This window comes from Microbacterium sp. NIBRBAC000506063 (assembly GCF_017968845.1).
In the GTDB taxonomy this organism is placed as follows: Bacteria; Actinomycetota; Actinomycetes; order Actinomycetales; family Microbacteriaceae; genus Microbacterium.
Map to the genome: position 1 here is coordinate 2,031,309 of NZ_CP072876.1, position 13,107 is coordinate 2,044,415.

Here is a 13,107-nt window from a genome sequence, read left to right on the forward strand (position 1 = left end):
CATGTCCAAGGCGAGCGTCGCGCCACCGCCGGTTTCGCTGTGGCGCGACTGGCGCGGATGGCCGGAGGCGATGCGTCGCGCCTGGCGGAGCTCGCTCGGCTTCCGCACGCTGTCGCTCACGCTGCTGCTGACCTCGTTGGCCATCCTCATCGCCCTCGTGGCCATGGCGCTGTTCATCCAGAACGACCTGTTCGACTCGCGCAAGGACCAGGTGCTCGAAGACGCTCAGCGCGCGGGCGCCGCGGCGCAGCGCACGCTCGAGGCGGCCGAGGTGCAGGGGGAGCGCGGTGCGCTCCGTTCGCTCATGAGCAGCGTGCACGGCCAGATCGGCCAGATCTCCACCTCTGATCGCATCGCGGTCTTCCGCATCGACTCCGAGCCGGACCCTCTGGCGCCGCAGGACCTGTACTCCGGAGGGCTCACCGTCGATCTGCTCAGCGACGGGCTGCGCTCGCGCGTGGCGGAGTTCCCCGAGACCCAGTGGTGGCAGTCGCTGGCGCTCCAGGACGCCACGGGGCCGAGATCCCGGGCATCGTCGTCGGACAGCAGCTCGATGTGCCCCATGTCGGGCCTATGCCCTCTACATCGCCTACGACCTCGCCGATCCCGAGCAGACGCTCATCTTCGTGCAGCGGACGCTGTGGCTGGCCGGCATCCTGCTCCTGGGGATCATCGGCGGCATCGCCTGGTTCGTCGTGCGCAGCGTCTCGGTGCCGATCGTCGAGGCGGCCGAGACGAGTGCACGGCTGGCGTCGGGCGACCTCGAGGTGCGACTGACCGTGCACGGCGAGGACGAACTGGCCGTGCTCGGCCGCTCGTTCAACGCGATGGCCGACAGCATCGAGCGGCAGATCAAGGAGCTGGGAGAGCTGTCCATGGTGCAGCAGAGGTTCGTGTCGGATGTCTCGCACGAGCTGCGCACGCCGCTGACGACGATCCGGCTGGCCGCCGACATGATCAACGATCAGCGCGACACCTTCGACCCCACGACGGCCCGCACCGCCGAGCTCCTGCACACCCAGGTCGAGCGTTTCGAGCAGCTGTTGAGCGATCTGCTGGAGATCAGCCGCTACGACGCCGGATCGGTGCAGCTCGAGCGGGAGCCGACGGGCCTCGCCCAGCTCGCCGAAGACGTCATCGAGCAGCTCCGCCCGCTCGCCGATGAGCGGGGCAGCGAGCTGCGGCTCGTCGCGCCGGGCGGGTACTCGCCCGTGGAGATGGACCCGCGCCGCGTGCGACGGATCCTCCGCAACCTCATCGGCAACGCGATCGAGCACGGCGAGGGCCGGCCCGTCGTGATCACCGTCGACAGCAACCAGCATGCCGTCGCTGCGGGCGTGCGCGACTACGGGCTTGGGCTCGCTCCCGAGGAGGCCGAGCGCGTCTTCGACCGGTTCTGGCGCGCCGATCCCTCCCGGCAGCGCACGATCGGCGGCACGGGGCTGGGGCTGTCGATCTCGCTCGGTGACGCGCACCTGCACGGAGGGACGCTCACCGTGTGGTCGGAGAAGGGCGCCGGCACGCACTTCGTGCTGACGCTGCCTCGGGGCGCCCAGCCGCTGGAGGGGAACTCGCCGGTCCCGCTGGAGCCCGAAGACGCCCGTGCCGAGCTCGGCAGCGCGACGCAGCCGATCCAGCTCACAGAGCTGTGGCGCGAGTTGGAAGGAGGAGGATCATGAGGCTCCGTCGTGCGCTCCGTGCTGCGGTCATCGGCGTCCTCGCGCTCGCCGTGACCGCCTGCGCCGGCCTTCCCACCAACGGATCGATCAACGCCGGCCTCGAAGTCGGCATCGACACCAGTCTCGATCTGACTTTCGTCCCCGACGGACCGACGCCCGGCGCCAGCCCCGAGGACATCGTCGACGGCTTTCTCGAGGCGGGGACGAGCCCCGCCGGGGAGTGGGCGATCGCCCGGCAGTTCCTGGCGCCGGAGCTCGCCGAGACCTGGCATCCGGAGGCGGCCGTGACGATCGACCGCTGGGTGACGCGCTCGGTCACGAGCGAGATCCAGCCCTCCGACGAGGAGGCCGCCGTGCAGGTGAGCCTGACCCCGGTCGCGAGCGTCGACGCGGCCGGTGCTTACACGGAATCGTCGGGGCGGTCCTCCGAAACGCCGTTCGAGCTCGCGCGCAATGACGAGGGGAGTGGCGCATCACCTCCGCGCTCGACGGGATCGTCCTCGACGAGGAGGACTTCCCCAAGGTGTTCCGGCGCTACTCCCTGCAGTTCTTCGATGTCGGCTGGCAGCACCTCGTTCCCGATCCACGCTGGTTCCCCCGGCGCGGGACGATCGCGACGACGATCACGCAAGCGGTGATCGCCGGCGCTCCCAGCGCGTGGCTCGCCGACTCCGTGCGCACGGCCTTCCCCGATGAGGTCTCCCTCGCGCTCGGAGCCGTGCCGGTCAGCGCCGAAGACCAGGTCGCGGATGTCGCTCTCACCGCTTCCGCGCTCTCCCTCGATCCGACGACGCTCGGACGTATGCGGCTCCAGCTCGAACGCAGCCTCGCGGCGGCGGGGGTGAGCGGGGTGCGCTTCACCGTCGACGGACGTGAGCTCGACGCGGAGCTGGCGGAGGTCGTCTCCAACCGCATCGACCCGAACACGATCGTGCTCACCGAGGACGCCTTCGGAGTGAGCGTCGGCGACGAGGTCAGGGTGCTCCCGGGCGTCAGCGCGGCGATCCTGGGGATCGACGCTCCCATCGCGGCGATCGATGTGAGCGGAGACAACCTCAGCGCCGCGGTGCTGGTCGATGGGGGAGCGGTCTACCGCGTCGCGGAGGGCGGTTCGAACCGCTGGATGCCCGCGACGGCCTCATCGCTCCGGCGCTGGACGCCCGCGGCTACACCTGGTCGGTTCCGCGCGATCAGCCGCAGGAGCTTCTCGCCTGGTCGCCCGACGGTGTCGAACACCCGGTGTCGGCGTCCTGGCCGGACGCCTCCGAGATCTCGCACCTTCGACTGTCGCCCGACGGCGTGCGCATCGCCGCGCTCGTGAATGTGGGCGCGCAGGAGTGGGTGACGCTGTCGGCGATCATCCGCGACGACGCGGGCGTGCCCATCGCCCTCGGGCCGATCGAAAGGGTGAGTCTTCTGCCCGGCGACGGGCGGGGCCTGGCGTGGCTCGGCGACGACGTCCTCGGCGTGCTGACCATGGACGGCGAGGTGCAGCAGCTCATAGAGCTCCAGGTCGGCGGCCCGGGCGTGCCCTCGATCGTTCCCCCGACACGGTGGCGATCGCTGGCGTCAACAACGTCTCCGGTACGAGGCTGCTCAGCAGCGAGGGTGTCGTGTCGACCAAGCGCGGCACGAGCTGGCAGGAGGCGATCTCGGGGGTCCTCGTCCTGGCGACGCAGTCGGGCAGGTAGACGACCTCTTCTGCACAGGCGTCGGATGCCGGCGAGTTGTTCAGGATCGTCCGGGCGGGCGGTTGCGGCATCCGCCTCCGTGCCAGGCTCGGGAGCGTGACTTCCGGACTGTTCGCCCGCACCGCCGACGAGGTCGCCGCCTTCCTCCTGGCGGCGACCTGCGCGGGCTGCGACCGGCCCGGAACGCTCCTGTGCGCGTCGTGCCGCGACGCCCTCGCGCCGCGACCCGTGCGACGGGAGAGCCCGTCGGGGCTCCCGCTCGTGGCGGCGCTGCCCTTCGAGGGCGTGCCCGCCCGCGTCATCCGGCGCCTCAAGGAGGAGGGCGAGACCTCGCTCGCCCGTCCGCTCGGGGTCGCGCTGCGCAGCGTGCTGCGCGACGTCGGAGCCGACGCCGCGCTCGTGCCGATCCCGACGAGCCGCGCCGCCTTCCGCCGTCGCGGCTACCGCGTGCCCGAACTCCTCCTCCGGCGCGCGGGGTACCGTCCCCGACGACTGCTCCTGCCGGCCCGCGCAGCCGGCGACCAGCGCGAGCTGGGCAGGGTGGAGCGCGCCCGGAACGTGCGCGGGAGCATGCGCGTGGCCGCCGCGACACGCCCGACCCGGGTCGTGATCGTCGATGACGTCACCACGAGCGGGGCCACCTTCGACGAGGCGGCGCGGGTGCTCGCGGCATCCGGGATCCACGTCGTGGCAGGCGTCGCGGCGGCGTCCACACCGATGCGGAGCTGAGGCACGACAGACTCATCGCAGACTCATTGCAGAAAGAGGATGACACGTGCCGTTTACCCGACTACGGTAGGGGTCACAAGGCGACCACGGGTCCGCCCTTGGCCGGGCGGACCGGAGCAAGGAGGCAAGGATGGATACGAGCATCGTCGGCGTTGGAGTGGGAATCACCGATCGCTTCCGAACCGTTGTCGAGGAGAAGACCGCCCGGATCGAAACGCTCGCCGCTCGCGCGCAGCGCCTTGACGTGAAGGTCACTCACCGGGCGTATCACAACGGCCGGGTGCCGGATGAGACCGTCGAGCTCACGCTCCTGGGCAAGGGCCCGGTCATCCGGGCGGAGGCGACCGATCCCGACAAGTTCGCCGCACTCGACCTCGCCCTGGACAAGATGACCGAACAGCTGCGTCGCGCCAAGCGCAAGCGGGTCGATGCGCGCACCGACGCCCGCGGCGCCCACTTCGAGAAGGGCAGCGGGGCGCTCACCGGAATCGATGTGCAGCCGGCATCCGTCGATGTCATCCACGCCGTCGCGACCGGGACGATCCCGGTCGTCGCGGAGGAGGAAGAGGAGTACTCGCCCGTCGTCATCCGCACCAAGGAGTTCGACGCCGAGTGGATGACCGTCGAGGAGGCCGTCGACCGCATGGAGCTGGTCGGCCACGACTTCTTCCTGTTCATCGATGCCCGCACCGACCACCCGAGCGTGGTGTACCGCCGCAAGGGCTGGGACTACGGCGTCATCTCGCTGACCGCGCAGGCGCCTCCCGCGGAGGCTCTCGCGTCCTGACCGGAGGGAAGTGACGGCCCGGTGCTGCGGCATCGGGCCGTTCGACCGCCGCGGCGCCGGTCAGTCGAAGATGCCGTCGAGGATCGATCCGATGACGATCCCGCCCAGGATGCCGGTGGCGAGGCCGTTGCCGCCGCCGCGTCGGCCGCCGCCCCAGTCTCCCCAGTCCTGCTGCGGGCGGGACGCGTCGATGTCGCGCTGGGCGAGATGCAGCGCCTCGGTGGCCAGCTGCGCGACGCGGCGTGCCATGTGCAGCGCCTGTTCGCGCGTATCCTCTGTGTCGGCAGTGGCGGCCAGCTCCGTGCGCACCCGCTCGGCCTCGGCCAGGCGCGTGCGGGCATCCGCCCCGATCCAGCCGCGGTGCCCGGCGATGAGCGACCTCGCGACGCCGAGCTGCCGGTCGGCGTCGTCGATCGCGTGCAGGACGTGCTCGCGCGGGGCGGCGGATTCTCGGCGCGATGGCGGGCCGCGGCGACCGCGCGCTCGAGCCTGTCGTTCGCCTCGCGCAGTGCACTCAGCTCGGCGAAGGGGTCGTTCCGGCGCGGCACCAGTCCGCCCAGGGCGCTCTCCAGGGCGGCCGTCGCCTCGATCACGGCGGGCGCCTGCGGGGCGCGGCGGGCATCGGCGATGTCGGCGCGGGAGTCGGCGATGATGTCGGTCAGCGTCGACTCGGCGCGCAGCGCGTTGATCTCGAAGTCCTCGACCGATTCCAGGAGGGCTCGGGCGCGGCGCACCGCCTCGGTCGCGGTCTCGAGGGCGAGGTTCGCCTCCGGGTTTCGGCCGGCGGAGCGGCGGCGCTCGGAGACGTCTGCGCCGTGCCGCGCGAAGGCGAGGAGCTGGGCGGCCTCGTCGGCGGATGCCGCGACCTGCGCCATCGCGGAGTCGGCATAGCGCGTGCTCAGCCGCTCGATGGTCTGGCGGGTGGGCGCGATGCGCTCCTCGAGGCTGTCGGCATCCGCTCTGACCTGAGCGATGATCTCGGGCGCGCGGCGGACCCGTGCGACGACCTCCTCGAGGGCGGAGGTCTTCTCGTCGAGCAGGGTCTGGGCCCATTCGCACAACTGCAGGATGCGGGAGTTCCAGCCGCGCTGCTCTTCGGGTGTGTCGGGGATCTCGTCATGGAGCAGCTGGTGCAGCCGGAACGCCTCGCCCATGTGTGTGCGCACCGACTCGAGGGCGTTCTTCAGATCCTCGGTCAGCTCCTCGCCGAGTTCGGCGAGGGCGAATCCGTACTCGTCCTGGGTGAGACGGATGCGTTCATCGGCGGCGACGAGCGCCGTCTTCGCGCTGCGGGCGAGGTCGGCATCCTGTGCCGCCTGCTGCGCGCGCTCCTTCTTGCGACTGCCCCAGAATCCGCTCACCATCCGATCCTAAGAGCTGTTGGCCGTGTGGTCGCCCTGCGGGATCATCGGACTCATCCGAGCCCAGGGTCGATCTCTTCGGCTCAGGAGAGTGAGGCTGTACTCCGGGCGGGCCGCCCGCGCTTGGGTCGCTCCTCCGACAGCTCCAGGGCCATCGTCTGCTTCGGATGCAGCGCGAGCCGCTGCTCGGAGTGATCGAGCCAGCGGACCTCCGCCTCGGCCGCGAAGATCATCGAGTCGGCCACGAGCGACCAGGCGAGGTCTTCCGGCCCTCGAGATCGGCACCGGAGTGTTTCGCCCGCTGCAGCTCCTGGAGCTGGGCGAGGGAGGCGCGGCGCTGCGCCTGGATGACGGCCGCCACATCCACGCCCGGCAGCGTCGCCGCCAGCGCCAGCTTGATCGCCAGTTCGTCGCGGGTGCCGCCGCTGCGGACGACGGGGAGGAGAGCCAGGTGCCGACCTCGGCGGTTCCGGCATCCGTGATGTGCCAGTACACGTGACCGTGCTCGTCGGCCTCTCCGCGCTCGACGAGGCCGTCGCGCTCGAGCCGCTCGAGGGTGTTGTAGATCTGGCCGACGTTCAGCGGCCAGGTCGATCCCGTGCGGCGGTCGAACTCGGCACGCAGCTGATAGCCGTAGCACGGCCCCTGGTCGAGGATGGCGAGCAGGCTCTGGCGTACGGACATGGCGTCCTCTCTTCGGGTTTCCGGGTATTGCAATTCTGAGTATATGCATACCGGGAAATGTTGGATGCCGCATCCGCGCACCGCGTGTCGCCACGCCCGTCCACATCCAGCCTCCGCGCAGGTCACAGACGGGTAACATGGCGAGGTATGCCCGTCGCGGACCGAGATGGCCCTTCGGCACAGACCCACAGGCAGGGAGAAACTCACGTGGCAAATCCTCTTGACAAGCTGCTGCGCGCCGGAGAAGGTCGCATCCTCCGCAAGCTGCAGCAGATCGCCAAGGCCGTCGGCGCGCTGGAAGAGGACTTCGAGAAGCTCACCGACGACGAGCTCCGGAACGAGACCGCCGAGCTGCGCACCCGCTACGAGGGCGGCGAGACCCTCGACAAGCTCCTGCCCGAGGCGTTCGCCGCCGTGCGCGAGGCCGCCAAGCGCACCCTCGGCATGCGCGCCTATGACGTGCAGATCATGGGTGGCGCCGCCCTCCACCTCGGCAACATCGCCGAGATGAAGACCGGTGAAGGAAAGACCCTTGTGGCGACCTTCCCCGCCTATCTCAACGCGATCGCCGGCAAGGGCGTGCACATCATCACGGTGAACGACTTCCTCGCGTCGTACCAGTCCGAGCTGATGGGCCGTGTCTTCCGCGCGCTCGGCATGACCACCGGGACGATCGTGTCGGGCCAGACCCCGGCCGTCCGCCGCGAGCAGTACGCCGCCGACATCACCTACGGCACCAACAACGAGTTCGGCTTCGACTACCTGCGCGACAACATGGCCTGGCGCAAGGACGATCTCGTCCAGCGCGAGCACTTCTTCGCCATCGTCGACGAGGTCGACTCGATCCTCATCGACGAGGCGCGCACGCCCCTGATCATCTCGGGCCCGTCGTCGGGCGAGGCCAACCGGTGGTTCACCGAGTTCGCCAAGATCGCCCGCACCCTCGAGGCCGGCATCGACTACGAGGTCGACGAGAAGAAGCGCACCGTGGGCGTGCTCGAGCCGGGCATCGAGAAGGTCGAGGACTACCTCGGCATCGACAACCTCTACGAGTCGGCCAACACGCCGCTGATCTCGTTCCTGAACAACTCGATCAAGGCGCTCGCGCTCTTCAAGCGCGACACCGACTACGTCGTGATGAACGACGAGGTCATGATCGTCGATGAGCACACCGGCCGCATCCTGGTCGGCCGCCGCTACAACGAGGGCATCCACCAGGCCATCGAGGCCAAGGAGGGCGTGCCGGTCAAGGCCGAGAACCAGACGCTGGCGACGGTCACGCTGCAGAACTACTTCCGCCTCTACGACAAGCTCGCCGGCATGACCGGTACCGCCGACACCGAGGCGGCCGAGTTCATGTCGACCTACAAGCTGGGCGTCGTGCCGATCCCGACGAACCGGCCCATGATCCGCAAGGACATGCCCGACCTCGTCTACAAGAACGAGCAGGCCAAGTTCGCGCAGGTCGTCGAGGACATCGCCGAGCGTCACGCGAAGGGCCAGCCGGTCCTGGTCGGCACGGTCAGCGTCGAGAAGAGCGAGTACCTCTCGCGGCTGCTGGCCAAGAAGGGCGTCAAGCACGAGGTCCTCAACGCGAAGAACCATGCGCGTGAGGCCGAGATCGTCGCCCGCGCCGGGCGCTTGGGCGGCGTGACCGTCGCCACGAACATGGCCGGCCGCGGTACCGACATCATGCTCGGCGGGAACGCCGAGTTCCTCGCGGTGCAGGAGCTCAAGGCTCAGGGACTCGACCCGGTCGAGACGCCGGAGGAGTACGAAGCGGCGTGGGACCAGGCCTACGAGCAGACCAAGGCCAAGGTCGCCGAGGAGGCCGAGAAGGTCGTCGCCGCCGGCGGCCTCTACGTGCTCGGCACCGAGCGGCACGAGTCGCGCCGCATCGACAACCAGCTGCGCGGTCGTTCGGGCCGTCAGGGCGACCCCGGCGAGAGCCGTTTCTACCTGTCGTTGACCGACGACCTCATGCGCCTGTTCCAGTCGGGCGCCGCCGAGGCGATCCTGGCGCGCACGAACTTCCCCGACGACGTGCCGATCGAGTCCTCGCTCGTGACCCGTGCGATCCGCAGCGCGCAGAGCCAGGTCGAGGCGCGCAACGCCGAGATGCGCAAGAACGTCCTCAAGTACGACGACGTCCTCAACCGCCAGCGCGAGGCGATCTACGCCGACCGCCGTCACATCCTCCAGGGCGATGACATCGCCGACCGCGTCGGGCACTTCATCGAAGACGCGATCACCGCCGTCATCGACGATCACACCTCCAGCGGCCACAACGAGAGCTGGGACTTCGACGCGCTCTGGACCGAGCTGAAGACGCTCTACCCGGTGGGCGTGACGATCGACGAGGTCGTCTCGGAGGCCGGTGGCCGCAAGGGCGGCATCACCGCCGAGGGACTCAAGCGCGAGCTGCTCTCGGACGCGACGATCGCCTACGAGAAGCGCGAGGAGAGCCTCGGCGAGGCGGCGATGCGCGAGCTCGAGCGCCGCGTCGTCCTGCAGGTGCTCGACCGCCGCTGGCGCGACCACCTCTACGAGATGGACTACCTCAAGGACGGCATCGGCCTGCGTGCGATGGCGCAGCGCGACCCGCTCGTGGAGTACCAGCGCGAGGGCTACGCGATGTTCCAGTTGATGATGGGCCAGATCAAGGAGGAGTCGGTCGGCTACCTCTACAACCTCGAGGTCGAGGTGCGTCGCGGCGAAGGGGCGCAGGCCGCCGAGGTCGAGGCGAAGGGTCTGGCCACCGGTGCCGGCGATCAGCGCCTGGAGTACTCGGCGCCCAATGACGCCGGCGAGGTCGAGGTCCGCAACGAGCGCGGTCAGGTGCAGCAGTCGGCGACCGATCGCCTGCGCCGAGCCGCAGCGACGGCCGCTGCCGCCGGTGCCCCGAAGCCCCGGCCGCGCCGGCTGCGCGAGGGGCGTTCGGCCAGCGGACGGATGCCGCGGCATCCGATTCGCAGCCGCCGCTCAACCGCGCCCAGCGGCGCGCCCAGGGCAAGAAGCACTGACCGCGATCTGCCCTCCACCCGCGCGCGGAGGGCAGATCCGGCGGAAGCAGTAGGCTTGGGCGATGACCGTCTCACGCCCCTCGACCAGTCGTCGAAGCTCAAGAACGTCCTCTACGAGATCCGCGGCAAAGCGCTGATCGAGGCGGCGCGGCTCGAGGCCGACGGGCACCAGGTGCTCAAGCTCAACACCGGCAACCCCGCGATCTTCGGGTTCGAGGCGCCGCACCAGATCGTGCACGACATGCTCACGGAGCTGCCCACCGCGCACGGTTACAGCGACAGCCGCGGCATCCTCTCCGCGCGCCGCGCGGTCGTCAGCCGCTATGAGGAGACCCCGGGTTTCCCCTCCTTCGACCCCGACGACGTCTACCTCGGCAACGGGGTCTCCGAGCTCATCACGATGACGATGCAGGCCCTGCTCGACGAGGGCGACGAAGTGCTGATCCCGCCCCCGACTATCCGCTGTGGACCGCGATGACGAGTCTCGCCGGCGGCACCCCTGTGCACTATCTGTGCGACGAGGACGCCGGCTGGGAGCCGGATCTGGAAGACATCCGCTCCAAGATCACCCCCGCGACCAAGGCGCTGGTGATCATCAACCCGAACAACCCCACCGGCGCCGTGTACTCGCGCGAGGTCCTCGAGGGCCTCGTGCAGATCGCGCGGGAGCACGCGCTGCTGCTGCTGTCGGATGAGATCTACGACCGTATCCTCTTCGACGACGCCGTCCACATCCCCACCGCGACGCTGGCGCCCGATCTGCTCTGCCTCACCTTCAACGGACTGTCCAAGACCTACCGAGTCGCCGGCTACCGCTCGGGCTGGCTGGTCATCACCGGGCCGCAGGACCACGCGAGGGGCTTCATCGAGGGCATCACGCTGCTCGCCTCGACGCGCCTGTGCCCGAACGTGCCGGCGCAGTACGCGGTGCAGGCGGCGCTCTCGGGCGTGCAGTCGATCGACGGGCTCATCGCCCCGAGCGGGCGACTGCACCTGCAGCGCGACGCCGCCTGGGAGGGGCTGGAGGCCATCCCGGGCGTCTCCTGCGTCAAGCCCGCCGGTGCCCTCTACGCCTTCCCGCGGCTCGATCCGAACGTGCACGAGATCCACGACGACGCCAAGCTCGTCTACGACCTGCTCGTGGCCGAGCGCATCCTGCTCGTGCAGGGCACCGGCTTCAACTGGCCCACGCCCGACCACCTGCGACTGGTCACGCTCCCCGAGCCTCGCATCATCAGCGAAGCGGTCGAGAGGCTCGGCAACTTCCTCGCGAGCTACCGACAGTAGCCGCTCAGCGGCGCGCGAACAGGCGCCGCCGCGGGGCGGGCTCGGGGTCGTCGGATGCCGCGCCCGCCGGCAGGGCGGCGGCGAGCGAGCGCATGGCCGCGACGACCGGTGCCCGCGGGGTTACGTCGATCATCGGGCGGGAGTGCAGCAGCGCGGCGTCGGCGGCACGCCGATCGTCGGGGAGGAACTGCACGTCGCGGATGCCGGCGAACCGTTCGAGCGTGCGCCGGATCTGTCCGCGCGCATCGATCCCCATCGGGCCGGAGCGCACCCGGTTGACGACCACCGTGATCGGGGTCGCGCCCACCAGCGCCCGCAGCTCGGCGTGACCGTGCAGGAACCGGGCGATGCCCAGCGGCTCCGCCGAGGCGACGGCGACGATCGCATCCGCTTCGCGCAGCGCGGTGAGGGTCGCGGCGTTACGGCGGGGAGCCTCCAGATCGAAGCTCACCTCCTCGTCGCTCTCCAGCGGCGCGGCCACGTCGACGATCGTGTCGTCGGCCCAGCCCCGGCACACCTCCAGCGCGGTGCGCAGTCGGTGAGCCGAAAGCTCCGGCCAGCGCGAGGGGCGGTTGAGGCCGCCGAGCACGTCGATGCCGCCCTCCTCGAGCAGGATCGGCGTCGCGAGACGGGCGAGCTCGTCGGCATCGAGTCCGCCCAGCTCCGCACGCCGACAGGCGGCGGCGATGCCGGGGGAGTCGTCGCCCTGAGCGAGCAGGAGCGCGAGCGAGGGAGCGTGCGTGTCGGCGTCGACGAGAGCGACATGACGTGTTCCGCGGGCGAGTTCGGCGGCGAGCTGGATCGCGACGGTCGATCGGCCCGGTGCGCCGTGCGGCCCCAGACCGCGATGACGCGCGAGGGGAGAGGGGCGGCATCGGTCGGCGCACGCTGCGACAGCGCAGCGAGGATCTCTTCGGCGCTCGCGGTCAGCGGCAGCGGCGCGGGCAGTCCGAGGCGGGTCGGGAAGCGCGCATCGTCTCCGCCGACCGTGATCACGCGCACGCGCGCCCGATCGCATGCCGCCACGAGCGCGGGGTCAGCGCCGCACGGGATGCCGGCAGGAGCAGGGCATCTGCCTCCTCCAGCCGTCGTTCGTCGACGTCGTCGGGAGCGCAGACGGCGAGGACGCGAGCACCTTCGTCGCCGAGGTCGGCGGCGATCGCCGAAGCGGCGGGTTCGCCAAGCGCGACGATGACGGCGTTCATGAGCCGGTGCCCACCGGCACGACCGACAGGGCCGAGCCGTCGGTGATCGCAGCGAGGACGTCGGCGACGTCGGAGCGGTCGATGACGACCTCCAGCGTCGTGCCGCCCTGGCTCACCATGCCGCCGGCCTCGATGACGGCGGCGACGGTGACATCGGGGACGAGGATGCGGGGGTCTTCGAAGCCGCGCGTCCCGTCGCGGGGCGGCGCGAACCAGAGTTCGACGACCGTGCCCACCGTGATCGTCTCGGAGACACCCGCGGCGCTGTCGATGACGACCGTCGTCGTGCGGGCGGAGTCGGCCGGGGCGGTCGCCGAGTGCGGTACGAGCTCGCCGGCGGTGATCGTGCGCGTCGCGATGAGGCCCGGTCCGAGCTCGCCGGGGGTCAGGTAGTCGTCGCCGAGTGCGCCGAGGCCCACATCGACCGCGCGGAAGTCCGCCGAGGTCAGCACCTCGCCGACGACGATCGTCCGAGTGCTCTGCAGGACGGGTGCCGTCTCGCGGGCGCCGGTGACGATCAGCCAGACGGCCGCCACCGACGCGATCACGAGCCCGACGCCGATGAGGAACCGCACGTCGCTCCAGAAGGCTCGCACGGGGCGAGGGGAGGTGTTCATGCCCCCATCGTCACAGAATCGGCAGGAATCCCCGGAAAGTTATC

The 13,107-nt window shown here is 70.4% G+C and carries 8 protein-coding genes and 5 pseudogenes; 8 read left to right on the forward strand and 5 right to left on the reverse strand.

Translation table 11 applies throughout. The features are described from left to right. Position 1 precedes the first annotated feature (1 nt). From mtrB to hpf, 6 genes and pseudogenes are all read left to right on the forward strand, one after another. Positions 2–1,679 (forward strand): annotated as a pseudogene (mtrB, locus tag KAE78_RS11490) (MtrAB system histidine kinase MtrB). Next, positions 1,676–2,317 carry a hypothetical protein gene (locus KAE78_RS11495; RefSeq protein WP_223170928.1) on the forward strand — a complete coding sequence of 214 codons (642 nt, stop codon included), beginning with the start codon at positions 1,676–1,678 and terminating at the stop codon, positions 2,315–2,317. Before mtrB ends, KAE78_RS11495 begins: the two are co-directional and overlap by 4 nt. Beyond that, positions 2,203–2,502: pseudogene (locus KAE78_RS19820) on the forward strand (hypothetical protein); the annotation flags it as partial. The gene KAE78_RS11495 and the pseudogene KAE78_RS19820, both read left to right, overlap by 115 nt. A gap of 329 nt (positions 2,503–2,831) precedes the next feature. Next, positions 2,832–3,470: an LpqB family beta-propeller domain-containing protein gene (locus tag KAE78_RS11505; RefSeq protein WP_262927863.1), complete on the forward strand. Its 639-nt coding sequence runs from the start codon at positions 2,832–2,834 to the stop codon at positions 3,468–3,470. Continuing rightward, positions 3,467–4,099 carry a ComF family protein gene (locus KAE78_RS11510; protein ID WP_223170929.1) on the forward strand — a complete coding sequence of 211 codons (633 nt, stop codon included), beginning with the start codon at positions 3,467–3,469 and terminating at the stop codon, positions 4,097–4,099. The genes KAE78_RS11505 and KAE78_RS11510 overlap by 4 nt, the downstream gene beginning before the upstream one ends. Positions 4,100–4,229: 130 nt before the next feature. Next, entirely contained in the window at positions 4,230–4,886 is a 657-nt protein-coding gene (gene hpf, locus KAE78_RS11515; protein ID WP_223170930.1) for a ribosome hibernation-promoting factor, HPF/YfiA family, read from the forward strand. On the opposite strand, the gene KAE78_RS11520 is transcribed toward hpf, so the two are convergent. Both KAE78_RS11520 and KAE78_RS11525 read right to left on the reverse strand, forming a co-directional pair. After that, positions 4,829–6,250 (reverse strand): hypothetical protein, encoded by a 1,422-nt coding sequence (locus tag KAE78_RS11520; protein WP_317451772.1) that lies wholly within the window; start codon positions 6,248–6,250, stop codon positions 4,829–4,831. The two genes, hpf and KAE78_RS11520, sit on opposite strands and share 58 nt — an antisense overlap. Before the next feature lie 80 nt (positions 6,251–6,330). After that, positions 6,331–6,931 (reverse strand): annotated as a pseudogene (locus tag KAE78_RS11525) (PadR family transcriptional regulator). Between the two features lie 207 nt (positions 6,932–7,138). Here KAE78_RS11525 and secA point away from each other — a divergent pair. Both secA and KAE78_RS11535 read left to right on the forward strand, forming a co-directional pair. After that, positions 7,139–9,954: pseudogene (gene secA / locus KAE78_RS11530) on the forward strand (preprotein translocase subunit SecA). Between the two features lie 55 nt (positions 9,955–10,009). Further along, positions 10,010–11,241 (forward strand): annotated as a pseudogene (locus KAE78_RS11535) (pyridoxal phosphate-dependent aminotransferase). Positions 11,242–11,245: 4 nt separating this feature from the next. Here the strand turns inward: KAE78_RS11535 and KAE78_RS11540 are convergent. Genes KAE78_RS11540 through KAE78_RS11550 form a run of 3 tightly spaced genes read right to left on the reverse strand, consistent with a single transcriptional unit; the run spans position 11,246 to position 13,063 of the window. After that, on the reverse strand, positions 11,246–12,259 hold the full coding sequence (locus KAE78_RS11540) for a CpaE family protein (protein ID WP_223170931.1): 1,014 nt from the start codon (positions 12,257–12,259) through the stop codon (positions 11,246–11,248). Next, on the reverse strand, positions 12,234–12,446 hold the full coding sequence (locus tag KAE78_RS11545; protein WP_223170932.1) for a hypothetical protein: 213 nt from the start codon (positions 12,444–12,446) through the stop codon (positions 12,234–12,236). The genes KAE78_RS11540 and KAE78_RS11545 overlap by 26 nt, the downstream gene beginning before the upstream one ends. Continuing rightward, positions 12,443–13,063, reverse strand: coding sequence for an SAF domain-containing protein (locus KAE78_RS11550; RefSeq protein WP_223170933.1), 621 nt, complete (start codon positions 13,061–13,063; stop codon positions 12,443–12,445). The genes KAE78_RS11545 and KAE78_RS11550 overlap by 4 nt, the downstream gene beginning before the upstream one ends. Positions 13,064–13,107 lie beyond the last annotated feature (44 nt).

Coding starts and splice junctions, on each gene's coding strand:
- hpf (WP_223170930.1), top strand. CDS start 4,230: ATGGATACGAGCATCGTCGGCGTTGGAGTGGGAATCACCGATCGCTTC.
- KAE78_RS11540 (WP_223170931.1), bottom strand. CDS start 12,259: ATGCGATCGGGCGCGCGTGCGCGTGATCACGGTCGGCGGAGACGATGC.
- KAE78_RS11545 (WP_223170932.1), bottom strand. CDS start 12,446: ATGAACGCCGTCATCGTCGCGCTTGGCGAACCCGCCGCTTCGGCGATC.
- KAE78_RS11550 (WP_223170933.1), bottom strand. CDS start 13,063: ATGAACACCTCCCCTCGCCCCGTGCGAGCCTTCTGGAGCGACGTGCGG.
- KAE78_RS11495 (WP_223170928.1), top strand. CDS start 1,676: ATGAGGCTCCGTCGTGCGCTCCGTGCTGCGGTCATCGGCGTCCTCGCG.
- KAE78_RS11520 (WP_317451772.1), bottom strand. CDS start 6,250: ATGGTGAGCGGATTCTGGGGCAGTCGCAAGAAGGAGCGCGCGCAGCAG.